We start from the raw sequence: 17,691 nt of genomic DNA, 5'->3' as shown, positions 1-17,691 counted from the left end.
TTGACACTCGGCGTTTATGGCGTCACCCCGAGCCGGCCGGCGCTGAAGTAGGTCTGGTCGAGCAGGTTGGTGATCCGGGCGAACACCGTGAAACCGCGCGGCAGGCGGTACGAAGCATCGAAGTTGATGACCGCGTAACCCGGCACGTAGCCCTTCTCGGTGAACGGTCGGCCGCCGGTGAAGATGCTGCCGACGCGCGGCACCGGTCCGAAGCCATCGGTGATCTGGTCGCTGCCTTCCGGCTGGTGGGCGTTGTTCTCGTTGCCGCGGACGAAGGAACGCGAGTGGGCGATCGCGCTCAGGCCGAGCTTGAACGACCGGGTCAGCCGCCAGTCGATGCCGGCCGTGAGGTTGTGCAGCGGCACGCCCGGCAGCAAGGCACCGGGATCGACGCGGATCGCTCTGAACGTGCCGCGGCCGTCGTTGGCATCGGCGGTCGGCGACAGCACGTTGCCGGGCACCGAGTTCTGGTTGAAGTCGGCACTCGAGTTGTTCGGGCTCAGCACGTAGAACTCGGACTCGAAGGTGGCCGAGGTCAGCGAATAGCTGGCACGCAGATCGAACGCGCCGGCGCTGCCCTTGATGCCCAGCTCGAAGCCTTCGCGGCGGGTCTTGTCGATGGTGTCGAAGAAGCTGCGCGTCGGCGAGGCACCGGCGAAGTAGATGTCGTCCTTCAGGTCGGTGCGAAACACGCTGGCATTCCATTCCCAGGCGCCGAACAGTTGTCCGCGCGCGCCGACTTCGGCCGACAGCGAACGGATCTGCGGCAGGTAGGGATCACCGGACAGGGCGGTGGGCAGCGCGCAGGTCGGGCCGACCTGGCTGCGCGGCGCGGTCTGCGGCGGCACATAGACGCCGGTGACTGGATCGATGAAGCCGGGTGCGGTCTGTACCGGCGTCGGGTCGTAGGCGCAGCCCAGTTCGATCACCGACGGCGCCCGCGCACCGCGGCTCAGGTTGACGTACAGGTTCACCGTCGGGATCGGCAGCCAGTTCAGGCCGAACGAAGGATTAAACGAGTAGAAGCCGAACTTCTCCCGCGTAACGTCCTGGGCTTCGCGCGCCAGGTTGTTGGGGATGATCGGTCCGAGCGTGTCCGGGCAGGAGGCCAGGTCGTTGCTCGGGCAGAGGATGAACGTCGGCTCGCGGTTGAGGACTTCGTGGATGTCCTCGCCGATCCGCGCGGTGACCTGGTTGTCGACCTTGTTGATGTTGTAGCGGGCCGACAGGGTCACGAACAGATTGTCGCGGGCGCTCCAGGTCTCGCTGAAATAGGCGCTCCAGGTCCGCGACGTGCCGTTGAAGGCGTTGATGGTCAGCGGATTGGCGGCCGCGTAGTAGAGCGGATCGATATTGTCCGGATCGAGGTAGACGCGGCGGTTGTCGTCGATCAGCGCCAGTTGCTGGGTGGCGCGGTAGCGGGCCCGGCTGTCGTCGTACGAGGCTCCGACCAGCAGCTTGTGATCGGCCAGGTTCAGGTTCCACTGCAGCGCGCCGCCGTAGGTCAGCTGGCCGATCCGGGTGCGGGTGTAGACGCCGTTCGGCGTGCCTTCGACGACCCCGGCGGCATCTCCGAGAACGCCGTTGCTGCCGAAGCCGTAGGCCCCGTTGCGTGCCGTGCCGAGGCGGCTGACGTTCCGGCACAGACCTTCCAGGAACGGATCGTTCAGCGGTGGCTGCAGGCCGCCGCCGGTGACCGTGTCGCGCAAGCCGTCGCCATCGACATCGGCATAGCGGCAGACCGGGTCGTCCGGATTGGTGATGACGCGATTGGCCTGGTTGCCGCTGAAGAAGAACTCGTCGAAATCGTCGTAGGCATCGCCGTTCAGGCTCTTGCGGCGGCTGTCGCGGCGATACAGCTGGGCGGTCAGGCTGGACCGGTCGGTGAGATCGAACAGGCCGGACAGATTGATCTGAGACGCGCGATTGCGGGTTTCGTCCGGCGAGGTGAATACGGCTGAACGGTCGTTCCGGAACATCTCGATCGGCACCAGGCCGTTGCCGATCAGACGGTTCCCGGACACCAGCGCGCTGGCGGTGACCGTGCCGACATCGAGCCGGTAGTCGGCGCGGCCGAAGCCCTGCACCAGCCGGCTTGGCGAGTTGTCGCGCCAGCCGTCCTCATCGAAGTAGTGGACGGCACCGAAGCCGGCCAGCGGCCCCTGGCTGCCGCCGGCGGCGACCTGCAGCTGGCGTCGCCCGAACGAGCCGGCCAGCGCATCGGCTTCGATGCCCTTGGCGGTGAAGCCGCTCTTCGAGCGCAGGCTGATCGCGCCGCCCAGCGTGTTCAGGCCGAACACCGGGTTCGAGCCGGGAAACAGATCGAGCCGCTCGATCGCGTTGGTCGGCAGCAGATCCCAGTTGACGATGTCGCCGAACGGTTCGTTGACCCGTACGCCATCGAAGAACACCGACAGGCCCTGCGGCGTGCCGAGCTGCGGGCCGGCGGTGAAGCCGCGGAAGGTGACGTCGACCTGAAACGGATTGCCCTGGTAATCGTTGACGGTGACCGACTGCAGGCGGTTGTTGAAGAAATCGGCGATGCCGATCGAATGCGAGGCGCGAATCTCCTCGGCGGTGGCGCTCTGGATGGCGCTGGGAATCTGGTCGCGCGTCAGGTTCAGGCCGGGCAGCGGGCCGACCGCGACCGGCGGCCGTTCACCTTTGACGTCGACCGGGCCCAGTTCGATCTTCGCCGGGTCTTTCGGGCCGTCGGTGGCCGGCGGCGGCGCGTCGGCCTGGTCCCGAGCCTCAGCCTGGGCCTCGGCATCGGCGACGAACATCAGCAGGCCGGCCGCGAACAGACGGGCCGCAGGGTGCTGGCGGAAACGGCGGATGGTGCGCCTGTCGTTCATTCGAGGAAGCTGCGATCCGGTGCGCTGAGCAGCTGGCCTTGCAGGCTGACCCGGCGATCGCCCGGCCGGTCGCCGAGCAGCACTTCCGGCACCGTGACCGGCGCGATGCGCACCGCGTGCGCGCTCTGGGCATTGGCCGGGCCGATGCTCACGGCCGACAGGCAGGCGGTATCGGTGCAGGCGAAGCTTTCGCCCTGTGCGCGGTCGTACTGGAGCCTGCGGACCAGACCGGAAGGGCTGGCGACGATCGTCAGGTAGGACTCGCTGCGTGGCTGGCGGTTGGCGAAGCTGTAGGCGTAGTCGCCGAGCTGGGCGCCGGGGAACCGGCCGATGTTGCCGTCGCGGATCACGAAGCCGGCGACCGTGCCTTCGTCGAGGTCATACGGCGGGCACAGATCCCAGGCGTCGGCTTCTCCCTCGACGCGCACGCGCACCGTTTCGCTGGCCGGGGCGGTCGTGCAGTCGGGCGGGATACGGTCGATGCGATTGCCGAGATTGATGCCGCCGTCGAGCGTCACCGGGCTGCCGCCGCCCAGGCTGGGCAGCACGGTGCCGGTCAGGCTCAGCGTCCGCTCGGCATTGGTGAGGTTGCCGAGCGTCACGAAGTCGCCCAGCACGGCGCCATTGCAGGCGTCGCCGACGCATTCGTACAGCGGCACCAGCGCCAGGTCGTCCTCGTTCTGCTGGAACAGCGTGATGCTCAGCAGGCGGTTGCCGTCCACCCGCACTTCCGGCACCGGGAGGACATCGATGGCGGCGCGATAGACATAGCGCGCGCTGGCCACCGCCTCGAAGCGGACATTGGCGCTGGCGCACTGCGCCGTCGCGCTGCCATCGGCCGAGGCGACGAACAGCGGCAATCCCTCGGCGCCATCGCAGTTGATCGCCGGCCGGCCGGGCACGCCGCCGATCGCGGTGCCGACCAGCAGCGCGGTGCTGCCGTCGGCGGCCGTCAGCACGGTGTTGGAGAAGCTCAGCGGCCGCGAGCGATCGCTGACCTCGCCGCCGACCGTCACCAGGCTGCAGTCCGCGTCGACGCAGCGGTACGGCGGCAGGCCCGAGCGGCGCAGTTCGATGCCGATCACCGTGTTGTCGCGCAGCCGCAGGCTCAGCGTGTTGCCGCGGATGTCGAACAGGCGGAACACCAGCACCGACGCATCGGCCTCGTCCGGCAGCGCGTCGCGAGTGGCCGGACAGAACGCGTAGAACTCCGGGCCCACGGTGATGCCGATCTGCTCGCGGGCGCAGCGCGCCAGTTCGCCGACGCGGTTGTTCGGATAGCTGCCGGGCACGAACTGGTTGCGGGCGATGCTGGCACTCAGGCGGGCCAGCGTGTCGTGCATCGGGTCGCCCGCCACCGGGACGAACGGCGTGGTCACCCAGTCATCCGTGGCGACCGACGCTGGCACGACGATGCCGAGTTCCTGGCGCAGCAGGCGCACCACGGTGGCCTGGGCGTTGGCGATCGCGTCATCGGTGAACGGCGCGAAGTCGGCGATCCGGGCAAAGACCGGGATCGAAGACGGCGTCAGCAGCCGGTTGAAGTAGGTCGCCGGCTCCTGGCGGGCCAGTTCCAGCACCACCAGCCGGGTCAGCGGCGTGACATTGATGGTGCCGCTGCTGGCCCGTGTGACTGCCGCGACCTCGAGCGGAACGGCATCCGGGTTGTCGAGCGGATCGGCCGAGCCAAGCACCAGGTACGGCGCCGTCAACGCCGCCAGCGGCACGATGAAGCGGCCGTTCGACGAGAAGCGGCCATCGCGGGGAAAGGTGCCGTTGCTGGCCACCTGCACTTCGGTGCGCGAGGCCGGCTGACCGATGCTGACGATGCCGGAGAAGGTCGGCAGCACCGGCGGCGGAGCGGCGATGCGGCCGTCATCGCGGCCGCAGCCGGCCAGCAGTGCCGCAGCCAGCAGTGCGGAAAGGCGGTACGAGCGGAGGTTCATCGGCACCGCCGACGCCGCGGCGCCACCAGCATCAGCAGCCACAGAGGATTGACGGCGCCACCGCCTCCCGATGACGGCGTCGGACCCGGGCCTGGGCCGGGCCCTGGTCCCGGATCGATGGCGGCAGCCGTCGTGGTCCGGAACTGGGCGCTCAGGTTGCCGATGGTCACGGTCGTCACCGTCGTGGTGCCGGGACGATCGGAACTGGTGTGGCGCACCCGCAGGCTGTCGCCGTTGGCGATGATGCCGACCGGGGTCACGAACGGCCCGCCGTTGATCGAGTACTCGCCGTTGATCACCGAGATCAGGGTCGGCACCTCGATGCCGCTGACGGTGATCGCGTTGGAAACCTGCGCGGCCAGCAGCGCGGTCCCGTCGACCGCCGTGAATGCGTAGGCATCCGGCGAGGTATCGGCGGCGCGGGTGGTGACCACGAAGTCGCCGGATACGCCGCCGATGGTCAGGGTCGCCCGGCTGGTGGTGGTGAAGCCGGCGGCGGCGATGTGCTCGACCCGCACCGCCGCGCCGTTGCCGACCAGTCCCGGCGTAGCCGTGAACGCGGCACCGTTGACCGAATAGCGGCCGTTGGCGACGGTGATCGGCACCGGCGCCTCGATGCCGGCCACGAACACGGTGGCCGAGATCACCGCGTCGCCGGGTGTCGCGCCGCTGGCGGCGGCGATCGTGAAGGCATCGGGAATCACGTCGGCGTCGCGCGTGGTGACATCGAACCCGGCCGAGACGCCGCCGATGTTCAGCGTCGCCGTCGTCGTGGTCGCGAAGTCGTTGCTGGCGGTCTGCTGCACACGGACGTTGTCGCCGTTGGCGATCGTGCCGGTGACCGCCGTGGCGGCGCCGCCGTTGATCGAGTACTGGCCGTTGACCACGCTGATCGTGGCTGGCGCTTCGATGCCGCTGACGATCACCGCGCCGCTGCTGATCACCGCACCGGGCGAGGCGTTGTTGAACGGCGCGAAGCTGAAGCCATTCGGCACCGTGTCGGCACCCCGGGTGGTGACGCTGAAGCTGCCGGTGACGCCGCCCAGGTCGACCGTTGCCGTCGTCGTCGTCGCGGGTTGGTTCGCGGCCGTCAGCTGCAGGCGCAGGGTGTCGTTGTTGCTGACCACGCCGGCGAGCGCGGTGAACGGGCCGTCGTTGATCGAATACAGGCCGCCGGACACCGTGATCGCGACCGGCACTTCGATGCCGCTGACGATGCTGGCCGCCGAGGTCACCCGCGCGCCGGGCTCGGCCCCGGTCACCGGGGCGAAGCTCGGCGGATCGGCGCTGGCGTCGCCGGCGCGGGTGGTGACCGTGAACGAGCCCTGCCGGCTGCCGATGCGCAGGGTGGCGGTGACCGGCGTCGAGAACTGCGTCGAGGCGGTCAGCCGCACACGCACCCTGCTGCCGTTGCCGACCGTGCCCGGCGTCGCGGTGAAGGGGGCGCCGTCGATCGAATACAGGCCGCCGCTGACGCTGATCGCTTCCGGCCCGGCCAGATCGGAAACGGTGAACGCGGCCGACGTCACGGTGGCACCGGGTTCGGCATCGGTGACCGGCGGGAAGTTCGCGCTGCCCGGCGTGCCGTCGGCAGTTCGGGTGGTGATCCTGAAGTCGCCGCTGACGCCGCCGATGGTCAGGATCGCCGTCGTCGTGGTCGCCGCCAGATTGGAAGCGGTGCCCTGCACGCGGACCGAGTCGCCTGCATTGACCAGGCCGGCGCCGCTGGTGAACGCGCCGCCGTTGACCGAGTACAGGCCGCCGCGGATCGAGATCGGTGCTGGCGAATTGATGCCGGCCACGGTGATCGCATCGGAGATCACCAGGCTGTTCGGTTCCGCGCCGGTGACGGCGGTGAACGTGAACGGCGTCGGCGTGGTGTCGGGGGCGTCGACGGTGGTGACGCTGAACGGGATCGCCAGGCCACCGATGTTCAGCGTGGTGACGGTGGTGGTCGAGAAGGCGGTCGAGGCCGATTGCTGCACGCGCACCGTATTGCCGTTGTTGACGGTGCCGATCATCGCGCTGGTGAACGGTCCGCCGTCGATCGAGTACAGACCGTTGCTGACGCTGATCGAAGCCGCCGCCTCCAGCCCGGAGACGGTGATCGGCGCCGATGTCACGGTGGCGCCGGGCGTGGCGCCGGTGACCGGCGGGAACGCCACCGGATCCGGCGTGGTGTCGACGGCGCGGGTGGTGACGCTGTAGCGACCGCTGACGCCGCCGATGACCACGGTGGCGACGGTGGTGGTTTCGAAGGCCGTCGATGCCGTCTGCTGCACGCGCACGGCATCGAGGTTGGAGACGCTGCCGGCCGCTGCGGTGAACGGCCCGCCATTGATCGAGTAGCGGCCGCCGCTGACGGTGATCGGCGACGGCGACTGCAGCCCGGTGATCACCGCGCTGTCGGACACCACCACCGCGCCCGGTTCGGCATTGCCGAGTGCCGGAAAGCTGAACGGCAGCGGCACGGTGTTGCCGTCGCGCGTGCGGACGGTGAAGTCACCCGACACGCCACTGATGGTCAGGGTCGCGGTGACCGTGGTCGAGAAATTCGCCGAGGCCCGGGTACGGACGCGAATGCGCTCGCCGCCGTACACCTGGGTCGGATCGCTGACGAAGTCGCCGCCGTCGATGTTGTAGCTGCCGTTGACGATCGACAGGTTCGCCGAGGTGTCGATGCCGGCGACGACGATTTCGTTGCTGGTCTGCGTGCTGCCGGGCTCCACGCCGGCGACCGGCGTGAACGAGAAGGGATCGACCGTGAAGTCGCCCTCGCGCGCAGTGATGGTGACGGGGACGTCGGTGACGCCGGTGGCGCCGTCGTTGTCGGTCACCGTGAGCCGGAAATTCAGCACCGAGGTCGCGTCAAGCTCGGGGGTGGTGAAGCTGGCGTTGGCCGAGAAGGCGTTGTCGATGCTGACTTCGGGCCCGCTGGTCTGGCGCCAGCTGAACTGGGCCACCGCGCCGTCGCTGTCGCTGCTGCCGTCGTCGAGCAGGCTGATGCCATTGCCCGGGCCGGAGACGGTCGGATCGGCCAGGGCGCGGGCGACGGGGGCCGCGTTCGGTGACAGCGGCAGCGAGGCCAGCACCGCATCGCGATCGGCGGCGCGGTCGGCGTACTCGCTGTTGAAGTGCACGTACTGCAGCTCGACGGCCGGATCGTTCAGTGCGTCGCTGACCAGGATGTGATCGCTGGCGCGCGCGTTGCCGGCGACGATCTGCGTGTAGCGCTCGGCGGCGTCCGTCACCCGCAGCGTGCCGAGATTGACCAGCGCCGGCAGCGTGCCTTCGCTGTCGCCGGCCCCGAGCGGGCCGTTGCGCAGGATGCGCAGCGGCGGCCGGAAATCATCGGCGTTGAAATCGCCGAGCACGATCACCCGCAGCCGCGCATCCAGCGCCACCGCGTTGCGGACGAAGGCATGGATCGCCGTCGCCTGCAGTCGTCTCTGGACCTCGCTGGCAAGCTGCGCCGGCTGGTTCAGGCCGGTGAGGCTGTCGTCGCCGTCGGTCTCGACGAGATGGCTGCCGACCAGCAGCAGGTTGCGACCGTTGAAACGGTAGCCGGCGACCAGCGGCTTGCGGCTGTTGGCGAACGCCGGGATTTCCGGACGCAGCAGCGCCGGCGACAGGTTCGGCGTAACCGGGCCGATGGCCGGGCCGGACAGCAGCGCGATGAAGCTGCCGGGCCCGCCGGCGCCAAAGGCGCCCGGGTTCGGGCTGACCCGCGCCGGGTTGTACAGCTGCACGATGCGGCCATTGACGCCACGCGGGCCGCCGTCGGCGTTGTTGCCCGGATCGATCTGCACGGCGACGTAGGCCGGGCCGCCGGCCGAGCGGATCGCGTTCAGCAGGCCCTGGATCGTCGCCATGGCGGTGACGATGCCGTCGTCGGCGGTACCACTGTCGTCCCCGATGCCACTCAGGTTGACGAGATCCGGTGCGCCGAGGCGACTGACGATCTGGCTGGCGATGCGCGCCATGCGCGCGGTCTCCGCCGGGCCCAGAGCGCCGAGGGCGTAGGTGGCCACGCTCAGGCGATTGCCGCCGGGCGCGATCCGGCTGCTGTCCACCGGCAGGGCGTTGCGGGTGACGGCCGGGGTGGCGGTCAGGCGCAATGCGTAGCTGCCGTTGTCGTAGCTCAGCACGCCGCGCGCCAGCGGCAGGCTGTCGCCGACGTCGGCGACCGGGCCCGCGATGCCGGGCAGGCCGCCGCTGAGGCGGACGCGCTCGGGGTTGTCATCGATGACGCCGGGGCTGCGCTCGGTCGCCGTCAGGCCGCCACGGGCGTTGCTGCCGGTGGCGTTGGCGCCATTGTCGCCGACCACCCAGAGATTGCCGGCGCCGTCGCTGGGGCCGATGACCCGGGCGTTGTCGACCTGCACCCGCATGCCTTCGAGGCTTTCGAAGAAATCGAGGCCGTCCTGGGCCGGATCGAACAGCGCTGTGGAACTGGTCTCGAGATTGCCGGCGCTGTCGTTGTCGATGACCTCGGCCGGCGGCACTCGGCCGCCGCTGCCGATGAGGGTGGCCGCCACCGTGCCGTTGGTGAACGGGAAGGCGCTGGCCGCCACCGTGCTGGCCACCACTTCGGTGACCGACAGATTGTTCAGGCCGTTCAGCCCGCCCGGACGGAACTCGTTGACCCGGCCGCTGACCGCCACCTGGCTGCCGACCGTGACCGTCGGCACGCCTGCGGTGCGGACGAATACCGCGTCGGAAGTGGCCGGGTTGCCGTCGCCATCCGGGTCTTGCAGGTAGAAGCCGTCGGCGGCGACTGCGGTGACGATGCCCGGCACCTCGGTGACCGTCTGGCCGACCAGCGGCGAGCGATGGGCAGCGCCCTGGATCTGGTAGATGCGCGCGCCGGCGACGGTCGGCACGGCTTCGTTGTCGACGAGGGTCACGCCGACGCGGTCCGGCGCACCGCGCACGGCGTTGTCCAGGGTATCGAGCAGCACAGCGATCGTTTCCGCGCCTTCGAACACGCTGTCTTCGCGGGCGGTCAGCGTGATGCTGCCGGTGGTGGCGCCGGGCGCGATGCGGATCGTGCTTGCCGATGGCGAGTAGTCGACGCCGTTCCGGGCGAATTCGGCGAACCGCAGGCCGATGGTGACGGGATCGGTGAACGCGGCCGACAAGGTGGCGGTGATGGTGGCGACGCCGCCGCCTTCGCTGATCGTCGCAGCGCTGGTCGACAAGGACACGGCCGGACGTGGCGTAGCCGCCGGGGCGGCAGGGCTGGCGAGGTTGCGCGGGTTCGCGGCGATCGCCTCGCCCGGGAAATCGACGGCGTTGTCGTCGCTGTCCTGCGGCTGGCCGCCGACCACGCGGCGGTAGTAGGCGAGGTCGGCCACGCCAGTATTGACGGTCGCCCGTCCGGCGCCTTCGCGGCAATGGCTGCCGGCCGGCTGGGCGACGGAGACCGGCGAGCCGATGCCGTCACGCACGGCGCCGGTCGCGTCGAGAATCTGGATCCCGGAGCGGCCCGCAAACGCGGTGGTCAGAAATTCCCCGAACTGGTTGATCGGGGCATCGGCGGGCGTGCTGCGGGCGTAGCCCGGCCCGCCGAGCAGGAAGTACCGACGTGGCGGCAGCATTACGCTGCCTTCGATGGTGCCCAGCAGGTTGAAGCTGGCCGCAGTGCTGCCGAAGCAGCTGCGGATGGTCCAGCCGTTCAGGTCGACCGGTGTGGTGCCGGCGTTGAACAGTTCGATGAAATCGTCGCTGGGGCTTCCGGGTCCGCGCGTCGCGAACTGGCTGATCACCACGCCACGGGCGTCCTGCGCCGACGCCGGCAGCGCCGGGCTCGACAGCAACGTTGCCAGCACGGTCAACGACAGCGATCGCGACATCATCGGTGGCTCCCTCCCCTCAGCCGGCACGAACGTTTCTTGTGCGCCTGCCGCCGGGGACCGTCGTCGCGGTGCCGCCGTGCCGGCAGACTTTATGTTTCCGGCAGCCGAAGCTTCGGCTGTCGGTGTCGAGGCGGTGAAATTACCGTCCGGGGTGCGTGCCGAGTAGGTGAAAACTTCCCGATGTCGTCCGCGCGAGGGCCGCCGGTCGGGGCGGGGATCGGGACGGCGTCGGGCAACGGCGGCGAGCGTCGCGACTGCACGCACCGGGCACGGCGGGGCCCAAGCGCCCGGCAAGGAGCGCTCCGAACGAGGGCGGGGTTACTGGACCAGCTGGTTCAGGTTGAAGATCGGCAGCAGGATGGCCAGCACGATCAGCAGCACCACCGAGCCCATGGTCAGGATCAGGATCGGTTCGAACAGGCTCATCAGCGCGGCGATCAGCGTTTCCAGCTCGCGCTCCTGGTTTTCGGCGGCGCGGTCGAGCATCTCGTCGAGCTTGCCGGAGGCTTCACCGCTGCCGATCAGGTGCATGGTGATCGGCGGGAACAGCCGGCTTTCGGCCAGCGACTTGTTGAGGCTGGCGCCTTCGCGGACGCGCTTGGCGGCGGCGTCGATCGCTTCCTTCATCGGCAGGTTCTCGACCACCTGGCTGCCGATCCGCATGGCATCGAGGATCGGCACGCCGGAACCGAACAGGATGCCCAGCGTGCGCATGAAGCGGCCGGTGTTGGCGCCGCGGGCGAGGCGGCCGATCAGCGGCAGGCGCAGCACCCAGAGGTGGAACTTGCGGCGGAAGTTGTCGCTCTTCAGTGCCTGCTTGAAGACCAGGAAGCCGAGGATCAGCGCCATGAAGATGCCGAGGCCCCAGGCCTGCAGGAAGTCGCTGGTGGCGATCAGGCCCTTGGTCAGCGGCGGCAGATCGGCGCCGATGGAGTCGAACACGCCGACCACCTTCGGCACCACGTAGGCCATCAGCAGCGCGATCACACCGATCGCGACGAAGGTCAGGATCGCCGGATAGAAGGTGGCGAGCATCACCTTGCTGCGGATCGCCTGCGAGCGTTCGGCGTAGTCGGCCAGACGTTCCAGCACCGAATCCAGCTTGCCGGCCGATTCGCCGGCCTCGATCGTGGCGCGGAACAGCGGTGGGAATGCAGCCGGGAAATCGCCGAGCGCCTTGGCCAGACTGTTGCCTTCGGTGACCCGCGAGCGCACGCCGAGCGTGACCCGCTGCACGCGCTTGGATTCGCTCTGCTGGGACACCGCCGCCAGCGCCTCGTCCAGCGGCAGGCCGGAGCGGATCAGGGTCGCCAGCTGGCGGGTGAACAGCGACAGCTCGGTGGAATTGAAGCTGCCGCCACGGTTCATCGAGAAGCCGCCGGCGCTCGCGGCCTTGACCGCCTTGTCGGCGACTTCGCGGATTTCCAGCGGTGTCAGGCCGCGCTCGCGCAGGCTTTGCCGGACCTGGCGCTGGGTGTCGCCCTCGATCAGGCCCTTGACCTGTTTGCCGCGGGCATCGAGGGCGCTGTATTCGTAGGCGGACATGGCTCAGGGCGCGGGCGGCGGCGGGAAGCGGAAGGCGGAAAGCGAGGCGCGGCAGCCGGCACGGACCGCCGCGATCATTCCTCGATGGTGACGCGCAGCACTTCGCTCAGCGTGGTTTCGCCGGCGATCACCTTGTTGCGCCCGGACTGCAGGATGCCCGGCGTGCGCTCGCGGGCAGCGGCCTCGAGAATCTGCTCCGACGCGTTGTCGTGGATCAGCGACTCTAGCCGGCGATCGACTTCGATGATCTCGTGGATGCCGCTGCGGCCGGCGTAGCCGGTATGCCGGCACAGCGGACAGCCGACCGGCTTGTACAGCACCAGATCGGTCCGCTCCGGCACGCCGAGCTGCTCCAGTTCCGCCTGCTTGGGCGTGTACGGCGTCTTGCAGTGCTTGCACAGTGTGCGCACCAGGCGCTGTGCCATCAGGCCGACCAGCGATGACGACAGCTGGTACGGCTCCACGCCCATGTCGCGCAGGCGGGTCACGGCGCCGACGGCGGTGTTGGTGTGCAAGGTCGACATCACCAGATGGCCGGTCTGCGAGGCCTGCACGGCGATCTGCGCGGTGTCGAGATCGCGGATTTCGCCGACCATCACCACGTCCGGGTCCTGACGCAGGATCGCGCGCAGGCCCTTGGCGAAGGTCATCTCGACCCTGAGGTTGACCTGGGTCTGGCCGACGCCGTCGATGTAGTACTCGATCGGGTCCTCGACGGTCATGATGTTGCGGCTGCGGTCGTTCAGGGTCGACAGCGCCGAGTACAGCGTGGTGGTCTTGCCGGAGCCGGTCGGGCCGGTGACCAGCATGATGCCGTACGGCCGGTTGATGATCCGCTTCAGGGTCGCGGTCTGCACCGGACCCAAGCCCAGCTGTTCGAGATCCAGGCGCTCGGCCTGCTTGTCGAGAATACGCATGACCACGCGCTCGGCATTGGCGCCGGTCGGAATGGTCGACACACGCACGTCGACCTTGCGGCCGCCGAACGCGCGGCTGATGCGGCCGTCCTGCGGCAGGCGCTTTTCGGCGATGTCCAGCTTGGCCATGATCTTGACGCGCGAAATGATCTTCGGCGCCAGCGAACGCGGCGGGTTGAGGATTTCGCGCAGCACGCCGTCGATGCGGAAGCGCACCGTCACCCGGGTCTCGAAGGTCTCGATGTGGATGTCGGAGGCGTTGTCCTTGATCGCCTCGACCAGCAGGCCGTTGATGAACTTGATGATCGGCGCGTCGTCGTCGGACTCCAGCAGGTCCTGCGCTTCGGCCAGCGCGGCCGACAGCGAATCGAGATCGGCCTTGTCTTCTTCCAGGCCGTCGGCCAGCGCCGCGCTGGCGCCGGTCTGGCCTTCGTAGGTGCGCTGCAGCAGCGCGTCGAATTCCTCGAGGCTGACAGCCTTCAGCTTCACCGGGCGACGCACGAAGCGCCGCGCTTCCTGCACGGCATCGAGGCTGACGCCGGGCCGGCAGACGAGTTCGACGGTGTCGCCGAGATCGGTCGACACGATCAGCCCGTGGCGCTTGGCGAACGCGAACGGCGGTCGGCGCAGGGCGTTGCTGACAGCATCCATGGCCATCGTTCCGGCGGGCTTACGGGGTCGGCGCGGTGGCGTCAGCCGGTGCCGGCGGCACCACCTCCAGCGGCGGCGTCTCGGCCGGCTTGGCGTACGGCTCGTAGCTGTCGAACTGCGGCAGCACCGGCCGGGCGCCGCCGATCAGCGGCACCGCGCCCTGGGCGGCCCGCACCTCGGCGTTGCGCACGCCGTCGTAGCGCTTGCGGGTGTAGTAGTCGGCCTCGGTGCGGTCGTCGAGGATCACCGGATGGATGAAGATCATCAGGTTGGTCTTGGCCTTGCGGACCGAGCGCGACTTGAACAGGTTGCCGAGCACCGGAATGCTCGACAGCAGCGGGATGCGGCTCTGCGAGTCGGTCAGCTGGTTATCGATCAGGCCGCCGATGAACAGGATCTGGTCGCCTTCCACCGACACCGAATTGGTCACCGTGCGCTTGTTGGTGATCAGGCTGGCGGTGCCGGCGCCGCCGCTGGCGATGCCGGAGCTTTCGAGGTCGATCTTCAGCTTCAGGCCGCTGTTCTCGTTGATCGTCGGGGTGATGCCCAGCTTCAGGCCGACTTCCTTGCGTTCGATGGTCTGGAACGGGTTGACCGCGCCATTGGTGGCGCCGCCGCCGGTATTCGAGAAGCTGCCGGTCAGGAACGGCACTTCCTGGCCGACGCTGAGCTTGGCTTCCTCGTTGTCGAGCGTGGTCAGTTGCGGCGTCGACAGGATGTTGGTGTCGCCATCCGAGGCCAGCGCCCGCAGCAGCACGCCGAAGAACGAGCCGCCCTTGGTGAAGCCGCCACCACCGGCGGTGGCGCCGGAGCCGATCAGCGAGGCGGCGGCCGACAGGATGGTGCTGGTGCCGCCGGTGGCGGCGGTCGTCGCGGCGCTGGCGCCAGCGCTGGCCAGCGTCGACAGCGCGCCCTGCGTCGACTGGTTGAGGATGCCGGTGATCGCGCCGACCTTCGGGTTGTAGGCGGCGTAGTCGAGGCCCAGTTCGCTGGCCTTGGTCTGGCTGACCTCAGCGATGATCGCTTCGACCAGCACCTGGCGGCGGCGGATGTCGAGCTGGTTGATGACGTTGCGGATCGCCAGCATTTCCTTCGGGCCGGCGGTCACGACCAGCGAATTGGTGTCCTTGTCGGCGATCACCCGGGTGCCGTTGGCGCCACCACCGGACGAGGCTGCGGCGGCCGGCGCGGCACCGCCGGCGGCGCTGGCGGCGGCCGGCGTCCGGGCGGTGGCGGCCGCAGCCTGGGCATAGCCTTCGAGAATCGGCGCAAGGTTCTCGGCGCTGGCGTAGTTCAGGTAGAACACTTGGGTGTCGCCGCCGCTCGGTCCCGGCATGTCGAGCCGGCGGACGATGTCGGCCATGCGGCCGCGCTCGCTCTTCTCGCCGCTGATCAGCACGCTGTTGCTGCGTTCGTCGGCGATCACCGAACCCGCCTGCGCGGTCGGATCGGCCTGCTTGGCCGCCTGGGCCAGCGTGGTGAGGATGCGCACGACATCGCCGGCGGCCGCGTTCTCGAGCTTGATGACGTCGATCTCGCGGTCACCGCTCTGGTCGATCTGGGCGATCAGCCGTTCGATGCGGGTGACGTTGGCCGCGCGGTCGGAAATGATCAGCGAGTTGTTGCCTGCGTAGGCCGCGAAGTGACCGCTCTGCGAAATCAGCGGCCGCAGGATCGCCACCAGCTGCGAGGCCGACACGTTCTGCACCGAATAGACGTGGGTGACGATCTCGTCGAGCGGCACGCCGCGACCGCTGGAGATCAGGCCGCCGCCGTCGGTACGGGCGTTGGTTTCCGGCACGATCTTGATCGCATCGCCAGCCGGGATCGCCGCGAAGCCCTGCACCTGCAGCACGGCGAGGAAGGTTTCATAGACGCCGGCCGCATCCATCGGGCTCGACGACACCACGGTGACCTTGCCGCGCACGCGCGGGTCGACGATGAAGTTCTTGCCGGTGACCTCGCTGACGGTGGCGATCAGCGTGGAGATTTCCGCGTCCTTCAGGTTCAGCGTCACCTCGGCGCCGCGGCTGCGGGCCGCCTGTGCGATCGAGGCCGCGCCGGTGGCGGCGACCAGCGCCGCGATGGCGCTGCTCAGCACGGCGCGTTTCAGGGTCTTGCGTGAGTTCATGTCGAGGTCGAACGGGCTTCGGGTGCGGCTGCCGCAAGGCGCGCCATGGAGTCGGGGACAGCTATTCGAGATTGATGCTGAAGCTTTGCGGCTGGCCGCCGCGATCGACCGTGAGATTGATCTGGCTGCTCTGGCTCAGCTCGTTCAGCATCTGCAGCGAGCGCGCCGGATCGTTCAGCGCCATGCCGTTGACGGCGGTCACGACATCGCCCGGACGCAGGCCGGCGGCCGCGAACACCGAGCGGTCGCGGCCCGGGTAGATGCGGTAGCCGGTCAGCCCGTTGCCGCTGTTGACCGGCTGCACGCGGATGTAATCGGCCACTTTCGACGGGTCTTCAAGCAGCTGCGAACGGATCTGCGACAGCGATTCGGCGGCGCTGCCGTCGACGTTCTGCTCGGGCGCTGTCTGCAACTGGTCGATCGGCGCGCCGGTCAGGCTGCTGGTGCTGTCCTTGTCCAGCCGCAGCGTTTCCAGCTTGCCGTTGCGGTTGAGGATGACGCGGTCGGGGAAGATCGCAGTGAGCTGCACGCCGCGCGACACGTCATCGCCAACGGCGTACGGCTGTTCGTCGCCACCCTGCGAGGCGATCAGCGCTCGCGAGCGGCTGTCCTTGTCGTTGCGGCCGTTCGACAGGATGCCGAGCAGGGTCAGATTCAGCTGGGTGTCCGGTGCGGCGGCCAGGTCGGCGAGCGCCGGTGCCGCAGGCGCGGTGTACTGGCCGAACAGGTGGGCATTGCCGATCGCATTGAGGTCGACGCCGCGCCGGGTTGCCGTGACTGCAGCCTGCGCCGGCGGCGGTTGCCAGGCCGCATCGGCCGGCGCCGGAACCAGCGCCCAGACCAGCTCGGCCGCCAGCTTCGCGATCACCACGACCAGCACCACGCTGGCCAGTTCCGGCAGCCGTCGACCATAACGGGCAGTCAAGGCCGGCACGCGGCCGGGCAGCGCTTGGAGTCTTGACGGGGAAAATGTAGCCATTGCCAGCATGATAACGGGGCTTTGTGACCGGCGGGAGCAATCCGGCAAGCGGGTCCGATGCCGGTTCAACGCGCCGTCCTGGCGGCTCCGTCGGCGGTCGATCGACGGTCGGGACGGGCAGCGGCCACTGTCCGCAATTCGGTACACTGCGCCGCATGGCTGATCGAAACTCACGTCCTGATTCGGATTCCGGCACCGGACTCGTCGTCGACGAGGCCAAGCCGCGGCTGCAGCAGCCGCCGTTGTACAAGGTGGTGATGATCAACGACGACTTCACGCCGATGGAATTCGTCGTGCAGGTACTGCAAACGTTCTTTCATCATTCCCGCGAGCAGGCCGTGCAGATCATGCTGCAGGTGCACCAGGCCGGACGCGGCACCGCCGGCATCTTCCCGGCGGAGATCGCCGAGACCAAGGTTGCCCAGGTCAACAGCTTCGCGCGCAAGAGCCACCACCCGCTGCTGACGGTGATGGAAAAGGTCTGAGCGCCAGATTGCGGGCCCTGGTTGCTGTCCCGTCGCCTTCGTCGACGTTGCTCTCTCTTCTTCAGCTCGTTCGATAGCCGCCTTACCGGCTGGCCCCGTCGGCGTCGCCTGCGTCCGACATCAATCTGACGCCCGCATGGCGACGGATTTCCGTCGCCCGCTGCTGTTCAGTCAGCACCGGGGTGGTTGATTTGCATCACATCGACGTCCCGTGAGCGCCGGATCGATGCACTGCCGGCGCACTCGCCACCGCCAGCAATACCGTTTGACGGCCGCATCCGGCGACGGTCACCGCCGGCCGCAGCAAAGGCGTCGGAGTCGGCT

8 protein-coding genes are annotated in these 17,691 nt (G+C 68.9%); 1 reads left to right on the top strand and 7 read right to left on the bottom strand.

The window, feature by feature from the left end; genetic code table 11:
• Positions 1-14: 14 nt before the first annotated feature.
• From ACTIGJ_RS14810 to gspC, 7 genes are all read right to left on the bottom strand, one after another.
• Positions 15-2,855 carry a TonB-dependent receptor gene (locus tag ACTIGJ_RS14810; RefSeq protein ID WP_439641100.1) on the bottom strand — a complete coding sequence of 947 codons (2,841 nt, stop codon included), beginning with the start codon at positions 2,853-2,855 and terminating at the stop codon, positions 15-17.
• The gene (locus tag ACTIGJ_RS14805) at positions 2,852-4,801 is read right to left on the bottom strand and encodes a hypothetical protein (RefSeq protein WP_439641099.1); all 1,950 of its coding nucleotides are present in this window, start codon (positions 4,799-4,801) and stop codon (positions 2,852-2,854) included. Before ACTIGJ_RS14805 ends, ACTIGJ_RS14810 begins: the two co-directional genes overlap by 4 nt.
• Complete coding sequence (locus ACTIGJ_RS14800; RefSeq protein WP_439641098.1) at positions 4,798-10,659, bottom strand: PKD domain-containing protein; 5,862 nt, start codon at positions 10,657-10,659, stop codon at positions 4,798-4,800. Before ACTIGJ_RS14800 ends, ACTIGJ_RS14805 begins: the two co-directional genes overlap by 4 nt.
• 318 nt (positions 10,660-10,977) lie before the next feature.
• Positions 10,978-12,204: a type II secretion system inner membrane protein GspF gene (gene gspF / locus ACTIGJ_RS14795; RefSeq protein WP_439641097.1), complete on the bottom strand. Its 1,227-nt coding sequence runs from the start codon at positions 12,202-12,204 to the stop codon at positions 10,978-10,980.
• Positions 12,205-12,278: 74 nt separating this feature from the next.
• A complete protein-coding gene (gene gspE / locus ACTIGJ_RS14790; RefSeq protein ID WP_439641096.1) occupies positions 12,279-13,778 on the bottom strand; it encodes a type II secretion system ATPase GspE in 1,500 nt (499 codons plus the stop codon).
• Between the two features lie 13 nt (positions 13,779-13,791).
• Positions 13,792-15,903, bottom strand: a complete 2,112-nt coding sequence (gene gspD, locus ACTIGJ_RS14785; RefSeq protein WP_439641095.1) for a type II secretion system secretin GspD — start codon at positions 15,901-15,903, stop codon at positions 13,792-13,794.
• Between the two features lie 61 nt (positions 15,904-15,964).
• A complete protein-coding gene (gene gspC, locus ACTIGJ_RS14780) occupies positions 15,965-16,828 on the bottom strand; it encodes a type II secretion system protein GspC (protein WP_439641094.1) in 864 nt (287 codons plus the stop codon).
• A 209-nt stretch (positions 16,829-17,037) separates the two neighbouring features.
• On the opposite strand from gspC, the gene clpS reads away from it, so the two are divergent.
• Entirely contained in the window at positions 17,038-17,367 is a 330-nt protein-coding gene (clpS, locus tag ACTIGJ_RS14775) for an ATP-dependent Clp protease adapter ClpS (RefSeq protein WP_439641093.1), read from the top strand.
• Positions 17,368-17,691: the final 324 nt, after the last annotated feature.

It is taken from the genome of Nevskia sp., from assembly GCF_051860985.1.
GTDB lineage: Bacteria > Pseudomonadota > Gammaproteobacteria > Nevskiales > Nevskiaceae > Nevskia.
Note: the sequence above shows the minus strand (reverse complement) of the source record. Positions and strands in the feature narration are given on the sequence as shown.